The sequence below is a fragment of the Enterococcus caccae ATCC BAA-1240 genome, assembly GCF_000407145.1.
Taxonomy (GTDB): Bacteria; Bacillota; Bacilli; order Lactobacillales; family Enterococcaceae; genus Enterococcus_L; species Enterococcus_L caccae.
Genome location: NZ_KE136474.1, coordinates 492,251 through 507,392, shown reverse-complemented (window position 1 = coordinate 507,392; position 15,142 = coordinate 492,251). Strand labels below are relative to the sequence as shown.

11 protein-coding genes, 1 rRNA gene and 1 other annotated feature are annotated in these 15,142 nt (G+C 35.5%); of the genes, 5 read left to right on the top strand and 7 right to left on the bottom strand.

What is annotated here, in order from left to right:
• A 16S ribosomal RNA gene (locus I580_RS12765) occupies positions 1-283 on the bottom strand; the annotation flags it as partial.
• 776 nt (positions 284-1,059) lie between these two features.
• Between I580_RS12765 and croR the strand changes: the two genes are divergently transcribed.
• The 4 genes from croR to I580_RS12745 all read left to right on the top strand — a co-directional run bounded on the left by croR (position 1,060) and on the right by I580_RS12745 (position 6,232).
• The gene (gene croR / locus I580_RS12760; RefSeq protein ID WP_010770216.1) at positions 1,060-1,749 is read left to right on the top strand and encodes a response regulator transcription factor CroR; all 690 of its coding nucleotides are present in this window, start codon (positions 1,060-1,062) and stop codon (positions 1,747-1,749) included.
• Positions 1,739-2,890: a sensor histidine kinase CroS gene (gene croS / locus I580_RS12755; RefSeq protein ID WP_010770217.1), complete on the top strand. Its 1,152-nt coding sequence runs from the start codon at positions 1,739-1,741 to the stop codon at positions 2,888-2,890. Before croR ends, croS begins: the two co-directional genes overlap by 11 nt.
• A gap of 38 nt (positions 2,891-2,928) precedes the next feature.
• Positions 2,929-3,140 (top strand) — a binding site (T-box leader).
• Positions 3,141-3,325: 185 nt separating this feature from the next.
• Positions 3,326-4,597, top strand: a complete 1,272-nt coding sequence (serS, locus tag I580_RS12750; RefSeq protein WP_010770218.1) for a serine--tRNA ligase — start codon at positions 3,326-3,328, stop codon at positions 4,595-4,597.
• A 189-nt stretch (positions 4,598-4,786) separates the two neighbouring features.
• On the top strand, positions 4,787-6,232 hold the full coding sequence (locus tag I580_RS12745) for a polysaccharide deacetylase family protein (protein WP_245558620.1): 1,446 nt from the start codon (positions 4,787-4,789) through the stop codon (positions 6,230-6,232).
• A 44-nt stretch (positions 6,233-6,276) separates the two neighbouring features.
• Here I580_RS12745 and guaB read toward each other — a convergent pair whose 3' ends face one another.
• The 5 genes from guaB to I580_RS12720 all read right to left on the bottom strand — a co-directional run bounded on the left by guaB (position 6,277) and on the right by I580_RS12720 (position 11,917).
• On the bottom strand, positions 6,277-7,761 hold the full coding sequence (guaB, locus tag I580_RS12740; RefSeq protein ID WP_010770220.1) for an IMP dehydrogenase: 1,485 nt from the start codon (positions 7,759-7,761) through the stop codon (positions 6,277-6,279).
• A gap of 158 nt (positions 7,762-7,919) precedes the next feature.
• Positions 7,920-9,596, bottom strand: coding sequence for a glycosyltransferase family protein (locus tag I580_RS12735; RefSeq protein WP_010770221.1), 1,677 nt, complete (start codon positions 9,594-9,596; stop codon positions 7,920-7,922).
• Positions 9,597-9,831: 235 nt separating this feature from the next.
• On the bottom strand, positions 9,832-10,515 hold the full coding sequence (locus I580_RS12730; RefSeq protein ID WP_010770222.1) for a DUF1129 domain-containing protein: 684 nt from the start codon (positions 10,513-10,515) through the stop codon (positions 9,832-9,834).
• Between the two features lie 100 nt (positions 10,516-10,615).
• A complete protein-coding gene (gene ychF / locus I580_RS12725) occupies positions 10,616-11,716 on the bottom strand; it encodes a redox-regulated ATPase YchF (protein WP_010770223.1) in 1,101 nt (366 codons plus the stop codon).
• 3 nt (positions 11,717-11,719) lie between these two features.
• Positions 11,720-11,917, bottom strand: coding sequence for a DUF951 domain-containing protein (locus tag I580_RS12720; protein ID WP_010770224.1), 198 nt, complete (start codon positions 11,915-11,917; stop codon positions 11,720-11,722).
• 341 nt (positions 11,918-12,258) lie between these two features.
• Here I580_RS12720 and I580_RS12715 point away from each other — a divergent pair, with 341 nt between their 5' ends.
• Complete coding sequence (locus tag I580_RS12715) at positions 12,259-13,776, top strand: helix-turn-helix domain-containing protein (protein ID WP_010770225.1); 1,518 nt, start codon at positions 12,259-12,261, stop codon at positions 13,774-13,776.
• A gap of 90 nt (positions 13,777-13,866) precedes the next feature.
• On the opposite strand, the gene I580_RS12710 is transcribed toward I580_RS12715, so the two are convergent.
• Entirely contained in the window at positions 13,867-14,970 is a 1,104-nt protein-coding gene (locus I580_RS12710) for a tyrosine-type recombinase/integrase (RefSeq protein ID WP_010770226.1), read from the bottom strand.
• Between the last annotated feature and the right edge of the window lie 172 nt (positions 14,971-15,142).

Sequence of the window (15,142 nt, the reverse complement as noted above, 5' to 3'; positions counted from 1 at the left end):
CGTTACCTCACCAACTAGCTAATGCACCGCGGGTCCATCCATCAGTGACACCCGAAAGCGTCTTTCAAATCAACACCATGCGGTGTCGACTATTATGCGGTATTAGCACCTGTTTCCAAGTGTTATCCCCCTCTGATGGGTAGGTTACCCACGTGTTACTCACCCGTCCGCCACTCCTCTTTTCAAACGAGTGCAAGCACTCGGTAGAAAAGAAGCGTTCGACTTGCATGTATTAGGCACGCCGCCAGCGTTCGTCCTGAGCCAGGATCAAACTCTCATAATAAAAGTTGAACACAATCTTGCGATTGTTAAGCTCATTTGTTTGCTAGCATATTGCTTCGCTTTGTTAAAAATTGTTGTTTGTTTTTACCGTTGTAAAAACAACCTACACATTTGGTTCGTCTTACTTTGTTCAGTTTTCAAAGGTCTACTGTGTTACCTCGCAGCAACTTTTATATCATATCAAATCTTCGATTTGATGTCAACACTTTTTTAAAAAAGTTTCAAAGTTTTTTCTGCTTGATGTTATCGAATGTTTCGCGACAACTTCATTAGTTTATCAGGTTGTTTGTTATTTGTCAACAACTTTCTTCCTGATTTTTCAAGTTTTTTTCAAACTTGATTGTTATTCTATTTTCGCTTAGCTGTCTTTTGTTTCTTATGACAACTTCACTAGTTTATCAGGTTAGTCATTGTTTGTCAACAAGTTTTTCACCTGATTTCCAAAGTTTTTTCAACTGTTGGATTGTTATATTATTCTGATCGTTTGGCGTGTTGCTTCAGTGCCTTGCGACAAGATATAATATACCAAGATTATGCGCTTAGGTCAACTAAAATTTGCACTTTTTTTAAAGTTTTTTTCGTTACCGATTGTTTTATTACTTTTGTTCTTTATTGTTCGTTTTTGACTCTAAAAACGATCTTTTTTAGCCTATTTCTTAATTTTTAGTAACATATTCTAAATTTCCCGTAACTTCTCCTTGTTTTTATCATTTTTTCTATTTTTTTGTTAGAATGAAGAGGAAGAATTCTACTATATATATGGAGGAAATGAATGATATGAAAATTTTAGTTGCTGATGATGATAAAGAAATCGTGGAACTGCTGAGTATTTATATTCATAATGAAGGCTATGAAGTGGTAAAAGCCTATGATGGAAAAGAGGCTTTATCTAAGATTCGGACAATCTCAGATATCGACTTGCTTATTCTAGACATCATGATGCCCATCATGGATGGTATGCAGGTGGTAAAAGAATTACGAAAAGAATCTCAAATTCCAATTATTATGCTAACGGCTAAAACAACCGATATGGATAAAATTAAAGGATTAGTTGCTGGTGCAGATGATTATGTTACAAAACCATTTAACCCATTGGAAGTTATGGCTCGTGTTAAGTCTATTTTGAGACGTAGTCAAATGCAACAAAAAGCTGATGAACCTGATGTACTTGAAACTGGATCATTGATCATCAACAAAGATTCTCATGAAGTGAAGACAGTTGATGGTACAGAAATTCAATTAACTGCATTAGAATTTGGGATTTTATACCTATTAGCAAGTCACCCCAATCGCGTTTTTAGTGCTGATGAAATTTTTGAACGTGTGTGGCAGCAAGAAAGCATCGTTTCTGCAAAGACCGTCATGGTTCACGTTAGTCATTTAAGAGATAAGATAGAAGAAGCAACTGGTGGTGAAAAAGTCATTCAAACAGTTTGGGGAGTTGGATATAAGATCGATGCTCGTTAGACAAAAGAAGATCGAAAAGCAAAAACGAATCACCTTAACATCGAAAGAAATTAGCGAACTACTTGCTGAAGGAATCGTCACGATTATCCTGTTACTTCTATTAAATGTTTCAATTACAGTTATTCTTAGCGGCAGTGAAACATTAAAAGGAATCATCTGGGCGACTAAAGGTGCATTTGCCCAAGAACTAAATACAGATTTATTTTGGAGTTTGAGTAAGTTTGTGATTCCTATTTTCTTTATCGTTGATGTCAGCGTATTGTATTGGCGTTTGATTCGTCGTTATCGTCAAATGCAATTAAGACACATTATCAGCGAATTGCATTTTATCGCTGATGGCAACTATGACCACCGTATTCCTTTTGAGTTGAGTGGTGATTTGGCTAAAGTTGTCACCAGTATCAATGGTTTAGTTGACAGTACTGTTGCTGCTATTGAAGACGAACGCAAAATAGAAAAATCCAAAGATGAACTGATCACTAATGTGAGTCATGATATTAGAACACCTTTAACTTCTATTATTGGCTATTTAGGTTTGATCGAAGATCGACAATTCCATAACCAAGAAGATTTATTGAAATACACCCACACAGCTTACGTCAAAGCAAAACAGATGAAGCTACTCGTTGATGACCTTTTTGAGTATACAAAAGTTCGCCAACCTTCAGTTCCTATCAATTTAATCAGTTTTGATATGGCTCAGCTGATTGAACAACTTGCCGCTGATTTTGAACTTGAAGCAGATAAAAATGGTATGACCATTCAAGTTAATGCGAATCCAGCCTCAATCAAAATGGATGGAGACACAGAAAAACTAGTACGAGTCTTCGATAATCTGTTATCAAATGCACTAAAATACGGTAAAGGTGGTAAAAATATCGTTATTGATGTAGAAAAAGTTGGAACAGAAGCCGTAATCGCTGTGAGAAACGATGGTCCGCCAATACCTAAGAAATCTTTAGATCAATTATTCGATCGTTTTTACCGCGTTGAAGAGTCCCGCTCACAAGAAACTGGCGGAACAGGTCTTGGTCTGGCTATCGCACAAAGTATTATAGCCTTACATGGTGGTTATATCTACGCAACCTCTGATAATCATTGGACATCTTTTATTATCCATTTACCTTTGAAGAGGAATTGATTTACCAAGGTTGACATCCCAACAAAAGTTTTGTATCCTAATGACAAGCAAAGAGAAAAAGTATTTATAGTACTGAATCAAAGAGAGTTTGCGGTGGTGAAAGCAAATATTCAACTATAAAGAAGTCCGTCTCTGTTACTCGCGTTTGATGAAATAAATCAAACCGGCAGCAACCGTTATCTGCAATACAAGGGCAGCATTACGCTGAACTTGGGTGGTACCGCGAAATTCAAGTCATTTCGTCCCAAGAATTTTTTTCTAGGGATGGAGTGGCTTTTTGTTTTGCTACACTATTATTTAGCTACGCGGTCTAGTATTGCTCGGTCGCACCCAGCTAGGTTTTTACTTTGAAACTCACGGAATAAAATGAACCGATGTTAAAAAGTACAAGGTGGAGTGAAGCATTATTACCTAAATATTTAAGGAGGAGTAATTATGTTAGATGTAAAAATGATTCGTCAAAATTTTGACGAAGTACAAGCAAAGTTGAAAACCCGTGGTGTAAAAGAAGAGGTATTAGTAGAGTTTTTACGTTTGGATGAAAGTCGCCGTAATTTATTAGTGAAATCAGAAGAACTGAAAAAGTATCGTAACGATGTTTCAGCTGAAATTGCACAATTAAAACGGAATAAGGAAGACGCTACGGACAAAATCGCTGAAATGAAAGAAGTTGGCGGTAATATTAAAGCAATGGATACTGAAATTGAGGAAATTGACGCGAAACTACAAGAGATTTCTACAACATTACCTAACCTTCCTCATAACTCAGTACCTGTAGGCGCTGACGAAGAAGATAATGTTGAAGTACGTCGTTGGAGTCAGCCTAGACATTTTGCATTCGACCCAAAACCTCATTGGGATGTAGCCGAAGGTTTAGACATTCTGGATTTTGAACGGGGAGCAAAAGTTTCTGGCAGTCGTTTTGTCTACTATAAAGGCTTAGGCGCTCGACTAGAACGAGCATTATACAATTTTATGTTAGATATGCATGTTTATGATCATGGTTACACTGAAATGATGACACCTTATATCGTAAATAGCAATTCTATGTTTGGAACTGGTCAATTCCCTAAATTCAAAGAAGACGTATTTCAATTAGAAGGCACTGATATGACATTGATTCCAACTGCTGAAGTTCCTTTGACAAACTATTACAATAACGAAATTTTAGACGGTAAAGATTTACCTATCTACTTTACAGCCTTGAGCCCATCTTTCCGTTCTGAAGCTGGGAGTGCTGGCCGTGATACAAGAGGATTGATTCGTTTACACCAATTCAATAAAGTAGAAATGGTGAAATTCAGCGATGCAGACCATTCTTATGAAGAATTAGAAAAAATGACAGCTAATGCGGAAGATATTTTACAGAAGTTAAACCTCCCTTATCGAGTTATGTCATTAGCTACAGGAGATATGGGCTTCTCTGCTGCTAAGACGTATGACTTAGAGGTTTGGATTCCAGCCCAAAATGCTTACCGCGAAATCAGCTCTTGCTCAAACTGTGAAGATTTCCAAGCACGTCGTGCGATGATTCGTTACCGAGACGAAAATGATAAAGTTCAATACGCTCACACATTAAACGGCTCTGGTCTAGCTGTTGGTCGAACTGTTGCCGCTATTTTAGAAAATTATCAAAATGAAGATGGAACAGTGACAATTCCTGAAGTTTTGGTTCCTTATATGGGCAATTTAAAACTGATTAAATAATTTTTTTAGATTAATAAAAAAAATTAAATAAATCAAAAGAATCGTTTCCTTAATAAAATGACAGTTGAAAGTCCCTAATAGGCATGATACATTTAGATTACTGTAAATAATCAAATTTATAAATTAGAGGGATCAAACGCTATGGAGAGAAAAAATCACCCACGAGGAACCAGGAACAGCCGTCGCGAAATGAAAAAAAACGTTTTTTCAAAAAAAATAACTTTTATATCAATTTTAACTATTTCTATTATTTTAATTTGCGGTGGTGTTTATGCAACCTATGCAATGCAGCATAAGCCAAAAGAAGCTAGCGAACTTGAAGACAATAGTTATTATGAGCAAAAAGAAGCGGCACTACTAACAAAAATTCGAGAATCTCAAAAACATGAGGAACTCGAAAGTACTGAACAAGAGAAAACAGATGGCCTTATTCAAACACTGACTTATGAACCTATTGCCTCTGACTCAATCCCTCAATTGCTAGCAACAAAGACTGAATTAACAACTTTGATGGCTTCTATTGAAAAAGATAGCCCCAAAGAGACTGCAATCAAACTGGTTGGCCATATAAAAATGCTTAAAATCAATGAAAATGTAGTTGGTTATCAACCTGTAGTTGACATCTATACTTGGAATTACAATGCTGAAGATTGGTATAAAAAGACTGAATTAGGTCAAAATACAGCCTTTATGAATCAAAAAACAAAACAGCCACTAACATTACAAGATATTTTCATGAGTGAATCAAATATTTTAGCAGTTCAGCAAGTCATTGAACAAAAATTACTCTCTGAAAGCCCAGATGGTAATGCTATTATCGACAGTATTCTTAATATGCCTAAGATTTCTTTAGATGGAACTAGTTTTACCTACCACCCTGATGCAATCAGCCTAGGTCTACCAGAAAATCCAACTGGCAAAAAAGAAATCATGTTGGATTACAAAGAGATTGCAGGTTATGTAAATCCAGAGTTCGTTGATCCCGCTAGTATTAAAGAAGTTTTGCCAAAGCCTTTAGACCCGAATAAAAAGTATATTTCACTAACTTTTGATGATGGTCCGAATCCTGAAACAACACCTAGACTTCTAGATATTCTAAAAGAAAAAGGAGTCAAAGCAACCTTCTTTATGTTAGGTCAAAATGTAGTTAAACATGAAGCTCTTGTAAAAAGAGTGGCCGAAGAAGGTCACGAAGTAGCCAGTCACTCTTACTCACACCCTCAATTAACTGGCGTGGATGCACAAAGAGTGAAAGATGAAGTTCAAAAAACAGACAAAGCTATTTATCACGCTATAGGGAAACTTCCTACTGATTTTAGACCACCGTATGGTGCTGTAAACAAAGACGTAGCGAAAATCATCGGAAAACCAATCATTCAATGGTCGGTAGATTCTCAAGATTGGCAAAGTCATAATGCTCAAGCAATCATCAAACGAATTGACGAGACTGCTTATAATGACACAATCGTTTTAATGCATGATATCCATCCTGAAACAGTTGATGCCGTAGCGACTGTGATTGACCGGTTACGAGGAGAAGGCTATGAGATTTTACCCTCTAACGATTTATTAGGAAAAAAGGCTAAGCCTTTGCATATGTATTATGGTTCTAAAGATGAACGTCCTGTGCAATAAATAAAAAAACGCGTATGCCGATTAAGACATACGTGTTTTTTTATTTATTGTTCTACAGAATAGTTAGGTGCTTCTTTGGTAATTTGAACATCATGAGGATGAGATTCTTTCAATCCGTTTCCGCTCATTTGAATAAATTGCGCTTCATCACGTAATTGTTTCAAGTTTGCAGCACCTACATAACCCATACCTGATTTTAGCCCGCCGATCATTTGGAACACAATGTCAGATACGCTACCTTTATAAGCAACACGGCCTTCGATTCCTTCTGGCACTAATTTATTCGCTTCATTGACACTTCCTTGGAAATAACGGTCGCTTGAACCTTTTTCCATTGCGCCTAATGAACCCATACCACGATATGTTTTAAAACGACGACCTTGGTAAATTTCAAATTCACCTGGTGATTCATCTGTACCAGCTAACATGCTACCAAGCATAACTGCATGTCCACCAGCTGCCAAAGCTTTTACGATATCTCCTGAATACTTGATTCCACCATCAGCGATAATCGCTTTTCCATACTTACGAGCAACAGAAGCCGCATCATAGATAGCTGTTAATTGTGGAACACCTACACCTGCAACGACACGCGTTGTACAGATAGAACCAGGTCCGATCCCAACCTTAACAACATCCACGCCTACATCATAAAGTGCTTTAGCTCCCTCTGCTGTTGCAATATTTCCCGCAATCAAAGTAGCTTCTGGGAATGTATCACGAATTTCTTTGATCTTACGGATAACACCTGCACTATGTCCATGAGCCGTATCAATAATGATTGCATCTACGCCTGCTTCCAATAAAGCTTCAGCACGTTCAAATGTGTCACTTGTAACGCCAACAGCGGCGGCGGCTAATAAACGACCATGTTCATCTTTCGCTGCATTAGGAAATTCGATCACTTTTTCAATATCTTTGATTGTAATCAATCCACTTAAGCGATTGTTTTCATCAACGATCGGTAATTTTTCGATTTTATGTTTTTGTAGAATTTTTTCAGCATCCTTTAGAGAAGTCCCAACTGGGGCTGTTACTAAGTTATCTTTTGTCATTACTTCATCGATTTTCATTTGATAATCTGTTACAAAGCGCATATCACGGTTCGTAATAATCCCAACTAATTTACGATTCTCCATCGTTTCTACAATAGGAACTCCACTGATACGATATTTACTCATTAAATTTTCAGCATCTGCTACCAAATTTGTTGGTGTTAAGAAAAATGGATCGATGATCACACCACTTTCAGATCGTTTTACTTTACGAACTTCGTCTGCTTGCTGTGCAATACTCATATTTTTATGAATAACCCCTAAACCGCCTTGACGAGCCATTGAGATTGCCATTTTACTATCTGTTACAGTATCCATGCTGGCACTGATTAGAGGAATATTCAACTTAATATTTTTTGCTAGTTGGATGCTCATATCCACTTCATTAGGCAGTACATGACTTTCTGCCGGAATCAATAAAACATCATCAAACGTAAGACCTTTTTTTACAAATTTAGTTTCCCAGTTAGACATTTTCTAGACCACTCCTCTATTTAATTTTATATAAGAAAATAACAGATAATAAAAGGTAAGTCAACCGCATTTCATTGTTTCCAGAGATTTTCTTTTGGTTTCTCTCAACATGAGTATTTTCTCATTTTTTTGTTATCAAAATAAAAGGATAACTAAGGTTATTTCTTGGATTCCCGCTTAGTAAAACGCAAACTCGCAACTTTCCATATTGCACAAACTAAAAGAGTCATCACAGACAGACCCAATGAAATTTTTTGAGCCCACGTCGTCTGATAAGAAATAGAGACACTACCTTTCTTAGATAACTGAACATCTACTAATCCATTTTGCTTGTTTAGTGATACAGGAATTATTTTGGTGTTGCCATCACTTATTATTTTAGCTTGATAGCCGTAATAGTAGATAAACGGAATAGTAATCGTCGTTTTTATCGTATCCTTTGTGTGATAGTCAAAAGCCACCGAATCAAAGCCCATTTTGATATTTGTAACCTCTACCTTAGAAGCATCATACACAACTTTTCGTTTCTTATTCTTTTTAATAGTAGAATAATCAACTTCTTTTGGTAAATACTCGTGTCCAGCTCCGATATAATAACTATTCGTTTGATCATATGAGTGGTGTGACAAGATACGTTTTCCTTCAGTATCAATACTTTCTTTTTCGTACAACCCAACACCAAGAAAAATAACCAGAACTAAGATGATCTGACTACTTGGAAATTTTTTGAATAATCCTATATCATCATTTGCAATAAGAAACGCTAACACCAAAGTCACGATCGATAAAAAACGCCAGGGAAACTGAATCGTATTAAGCGGCGTATAATCAAAGAGTTGCCAAGGAAAAAGATCCGTCGTCATAAACATAAATAACAAAGCCAGAACGACTAACTCACGATTCGGTGAATTTCGCTTAAAAAGCATCCCTGTGTAGATGACCAAACCAAACAACAGAATCACACCTATATTCGCTGAGGAAGCATGAAATACGCTATTTTTAAAGCTATGGGTTATTAGTTCAATCAAAGAATAGCTTCTATCTGAAATCAACGTCAACGGATTTGACGTTACTTGGAACGTAACATGACTCATCTGTTCAAAAATGGGTACTAAATAAAAAGCTAGTAGCAAAATAGTAACCCCAGCGGCCTTTACTATCGCAACAATGATCTCTTTCTTTAAAAAGTACCTTAGATTTAAAAGAATATACACTCCTATAAAAATACTGACGATTTCCAATGAAATGAAATGAGCTAAACCAATTCCAGTCATAGCTACTGTTAACAATAACCACTTTGTCTCTTTTCCATTTTTTAATAGATATAAACTTGCTAAAACCAATGGGAAAAAGCCCATCGCCAGCAACTCTCCAATAGCTTGGCGATTAAAAAAATCTTGTAACCGATAAATCGATAAGGTATATAATAATGAAAATAAAAAGCTTTTTATTTCTGATAACCTCATATATCTTCCAGATACATACGTTAAAATAAATGTAGCCAAATTTATCCCAATAGAAAAAACAATAAAACTAGTTGCGAGTGAAAAGCCTAATACACGTAAAATTGCTGGAAAATACAGATAGAAATCTGGATAAAATAAACTCGATGCATATCCATATCCTCCGATGAAAAAGTAACTCACCTTCGGCAACAGTATGCCATGTTGCAAAGATGAAGCCAAGCCTTCGATTCGATTTTGATGAAAATGATAGTCATCACCAATCATAATATGACCCTTTTGAAGATAAACACTATATAAAGATAATACACTTAATATAAAAAAAATTAGAATAATCAGTAACTGACTATGTTGTCTGATCCATTCTTTCATTGATCCACCTCTTCATAATGAAAATTAATTGTAAATTTCATTCCTACTCTCTATGGTAGCGTGCTGAGGCTTTTCTTTCAAACATGAACCCTTTTTTAAATTTGTATGTTGATGCATTGGTTGCTATTTAACGACTCTACGGTAGCGAGACCTTCTACTTACTTCATTAATTGAAAAGAAGAGTTCGAAACAAAACTATTTTTCGTTTTGTTTCGAACTCTTCTGCTTTTATTCTTTAACGCGCCAAACTACTGCGCATGTTGTATTTTTTCTTTAACAGATAACGCGTACCTAAAGCAATCCCACCAATAATGATTACGATTACTGGATCTAAGACAGGATTAATGATTGCTGGCAACATTGAGGAGCCTGTAAAAACAGCGAGCCATAGAAACATTGCACCAACTAAGATTGAACCTGTTTTGAACCAACCTGGACGCTTTGATTTATCCACACCCGGGCGGTCATATTGGTATACATATTTATACATCAGATAAAAGGCATACCCACCTGCCATTGATGCCAATACTAACGTTAACAATCCTAATGGTTGTGATTTGCCTTTAGACCACATCATCATAATTGAAAACATAATTGTCATCACGCCGAACAACAATAACGTATTATCCAACCACATCAACGCCGGCGTTGATTCTGGAAGTTCTTCCGGTTTATTTAAAATAGACTCTGTACGTTCAGCCACTGTGCCAAAAAGCTGACGCGCAGTTTTCCCACTTTTTTGACCTTCTACTAAATGTGGTAGAATTTCATGTAAAGCAAGTGTCTGTGCTTCTTCTGAAAGATTAGCAGCAACCAATGATTTTTTTAAGTCAAAGATGTATTGTTCATTTCTCTTTGTCAATTTTTGTTCAAGTTCACGATTTTCTGAAACAATGTCTCGAAGTGCTTCTGATTCCATTTTTTGCGTCCTCCTCGCCCGTGGCCAACGGAGCAGTCTTTACCTAAAAAGTATTCTAACACATTTTTTAGGGAGAAAAACAGTTTTTAGCAATTTTTTTCTATACATTGAAACGGAAAAGCATCACATCGCCATCTTGTACAATGTATTCTTTTCCTTCTAAGCGAACTTTGCCCGCTTCTTTCGCTGCTTGCATGTTACCATACGTATTTAAATCATCAAATGAAACGGTTTCTGCACGAATAAATCCTCGCTCAAAATCAGTATGGATGATTCCAGCAGCTTGAGGAGCTTTGATTCCTTTACGGAACGTCCATGCACGAACTTCTTGTTCACCAGCCGTAAAGTAAGTTGCTAAACCTAAAAGATCATAGGCTGCACGGATCAATTGATCTAAACCAGATTCTTCAATGCCTAGCGCTTCTAAAAACTCAGCTTTATCTTCATCATCTAATTCTGCGATTTCTTCTTCTGCACGTGCACAAACAACAATTACTTCTGCTTGCTCATTTGCTGCAAAAGTACGAACTTGTTGAACATATGGATTATTATCCGAATCTGCTACTTCATCTTCCGACACATTTGCTACGTATAGAATAGGTTTTGCTGTTAACAAGAATAAGCTTTTAACAATTTTTTGCTCATCTTCAGTAAATTCAATCGTACGAGCAGATAACCCTTCTTCCAAAACTGGTTTCAGTTTGTCTAAGACTGCTAATTCGGCTACTGCATCTTTGTCTTTCGTCTTAGCGATCTTAGCTACACGTGTATAGCGTTTTGTAATAGAATCTAAATCAGCCAGTACTAATTCCAAGTTGATCGTATCAATATCTGCTAATGGGTCTACACGTCCTTCAACGTGGGTAATGTTATCGTCGTCAAAACAACGTACTACATGACAAATAGCATCTACTTGGCGGATATGACTTAAAAATTGGTTTCCTAAGCCCTCTCCTTTACTTGCACCTTTAACGATTCCAGCGATATCAGTAAATTCAAAAGTAGTTGGTACTGTTTTTTTAGGTTTCACTAACTCTGTTAAACGCAATAAGCGCTCATCAGGTACCTCAACCATCCCTACATTGGGATCAATTGTTGCAAACGGATAGTTTGCTGCTTCTGCTCCTGCTTTTGTAATTGCGTTAAAAAGGGTAGACTTCCCTACATTGGGTAAACCTACGATTCCAGCTGTTAATGCCATCGATCATTCACTATCCTTTATTAGTTTTTTTTCCAAAATTTTCTTCATTTTCTTTTCAAAATCGCGACGTGTCATCATAACGATATGACCGCAATTCGTACATTTTATTTTAATGTCAGCACCCATTCGGATGATTTCCCAACGATTCGCCTGACAAGCATGTGGCTTTTTCATTTCTACAATATCTCCAAGTTCATACATTCCAGACATATCCCTTCTAAAAATAGTCATCAATCGTCATAAAAACAGACATAAACATACAAAGATACAATACCATTTTTTGGACAATCAAGCAAAGCTATTTTATTGATTCAGTTTTTTTATATATTAAACAATAAAATATAAACAACAACCAAGAGGATTTATCAAAAAAATGAAAATAAATCAGCATAAATAAGATTGTATTTACACTATATATGTTGGATAATAATCACAATGTCAATGTAAGAATAAAGTTGAGCTCTTAAAGTAAAAGCAATCACTATTATCTTTTAGGCTCTTCTTCCTCTTACCTCAATACTGACATTTAAAGGAGTTTTACTATGAGAAAATTTGACTTACTCGAAAAGTTAGAAGTTTATCAAATTGACTTATTGATCTACTTGAGTAAAGTTGGCGGTACTGCAACAAAAAAAGAGGTTTTACAACATTTAGGGATTGGTGATTATTTTTTAGCTAAGTTGATTGAAAGTTTAACAACTTTAGCAAAAAAGTCAGATTATCGTTTTTCCGTTGAAGTAAGCAAGTATACTATCACGGTTCAAACAAAATCGGATTATTCTCTTCACACTTTGTATAATGAATTGATTGTCCATGCACCAATGTATAAAATCTTAGAAGAATTATTACTTTGCGGTAGCATTGATACTACTCGTCTATGTGAAAAAATTGGCGTTAGTTATTCAACCTACTTCAGAAAAATCAATGAATTGAACAACTTACTGTTTGAATTTGACTTATCCATCCAAAATGGGTATCTGTTAGGTTCTGAGCTGCAAATTCGCTTTTTTTACGTCTCTCTCTATTCAGTCACAGATCCTAAACATCACTTAAAAATTCCTAATATCGACCCCAGAATCTATGAAACAGTCAATAGTATTCAACATATTCTAGGTAGTTCCTTGTCGAACTTAGCTAGAAAAAAACTTATTATCTACTTAAGCTTGTTAAAAAGAAGAAATGCTCAAAAAAAAATTCAAAACTTCAGTGAAAAAGAATCCTTTTTCAACAACAAATCAGATATCGACAGTCAGAAAAAATTTGTGAATGCCTTGAAAAAAACTCATTTATTCATAAAAATTAATCAAGCACTTGGATCATTTCTAGTTTATTATTCCTTTAAAATGCTTCCAAGCGAAACCATCTTACTGCTACTCTTCATGCTTGGTGAAGAAATCATCCCTGCTAATTCACATTGCTTAAAAGAGCTTGATTTAGTTGAGAGATACAGTAATTTTTTTATTCGAGCTTTAAATCAAGAAGTCTTAGATTTTATGAAAAAAAAATATCCAAATACGAGCTTGACCCATACACACGATTCAACTCTTCGTTATTATTTAAATTCTAGTGGCTATCATCATTTGCTATTCAAAGGTCATATTGATTACTATTGGGACTCCACTGATTTCCACAGGAATAAAACCACGTATTCTAGAACTGTCCATGATCTCGTAAATCATCTAAAAAATAAATACCCAAGAATGTTGATTGATGAAACTCATGATAGTGTTCTCATCACAAAATATGCTCATGCAATACGCTTTTACGAAGAATGCACCAAAACAAAAATTTCTGTTGGTATATTTATCGAGGGGGATTTACTTCGCAAAAAAAAATTTACAGATTGGTGGATCAAATATGTTGAATTGACGGGTTTTGCACGAGCTGAATCCTTAGCTGTCAATCAAGTTTATGACTTGGTTATTAGTAATGTTGATTGCTCACATCTCAAAAAACGTGGCAAATATTTTTTCTTTATGAGCAACTATAACGAAAAAAAAGATATTGTTGATCTAGAGCAACTACTGTTTAATATCTATTCCGATCATACCAATAGCTGATTATACCAATATAAAGTGCATTCCCGTGCTGCTTTGTCTATCAAACAAAGCAGCACAACATTTTTTATTCACACGATTAGAACTAAAGCATTAATTAAATTCCAGCTTCTCTACTAATTGACGTTCTTCTGTAAAAAATGAGTTTGTATAACAATCTAATGTCATTTTTGTTGAGGAGTGTCCTAACAATGAACTGATCGTTGCAATATTTCCCCCAGCTTCCAAACAACGAGTGGCAAAGGTATGTCTCAAAGAATGGAATGAAAATTTTTCCAATCCTATTTTTTTTCGAATTATTTGAAAACGATATGCAATTGTGCGCGGTTCTAAAGCCTTATGTTTATTTGAAATAACATACTCACTGGTAGATATTTTCTGAAGTTCCAATAGTTTTTTTCTTAATGATTCAGTAATTGGAATTTTTCGTTGTGAGTTGTTGCTTTTAGGTGTTACTTCCACAATTTCTGTCTTTCGTCCAGCCTTATCTTCTGTTTGAACTCTAAGCACTGTTCTATTAACACCTAATGTGTTATTTTCAAAATCAATGTCTTCCCATTTTAATCCACATATTTCCCCAATTCGAAGTCCAGTCTGCAAAGCAAGTATGATAGAGAAAAATTTCTGACTTGAACTGACTTCTTTAACTAACTTCGCTTGATCTGTAATAGACAGGGCCTGCACAGTTTTCTTTCTTGTCTTTGGAAGTTCTAACCCTATACAGGGATTTTCTGCTAATAATTTTAGCGATACTGCTTTGCTTAAGCAGTTTTTCAATACTGAAAATATCGACCGAATAGAACTCGCCTTTAGCCGTCCATTCATTTTTTTCAATAAAGTGTCAATATCCGCTTGTTTTAGTTTTTGTAATTTGATTGAACCGATAGTTGATAATACATGAACATTCATCTTGTTTTTATAGCTCGCATAGGTACTGCTTTTAACTTTCGGTCGAACAAATGTCTCCAACCAATAGCTTGTCCAGTCTAACAATTGTCCTTCATAAGGAAGAAGGTTTTTACTACTGTTCGTTTGTTTTTCATATTTTTTCAAGATAAGTTGATGTTTTACTTCTGAGTACTTGTAACCATAGATATAACCATAATGAATCTTCCCAGTTTTTTGTCTCCCTTTTATGTATCTACCTTCCCAGCGACCATCTTTTCTTTTATAGATATTTTCTCCTCTTCTAGCCATGATCAAGGTCCTTTCTAAAATTTAATTTTTATTGATTTAAGCAAATGAAATCTTTAGAAATGTCAATTACTTTATGTTCTCCTGTCCACTCAAAACACTTATTTAAACTCAACTATGATCTTACAATACGTTCGTTTTTCTTAACTAAGTATGCATTACTATTTTTTTTACT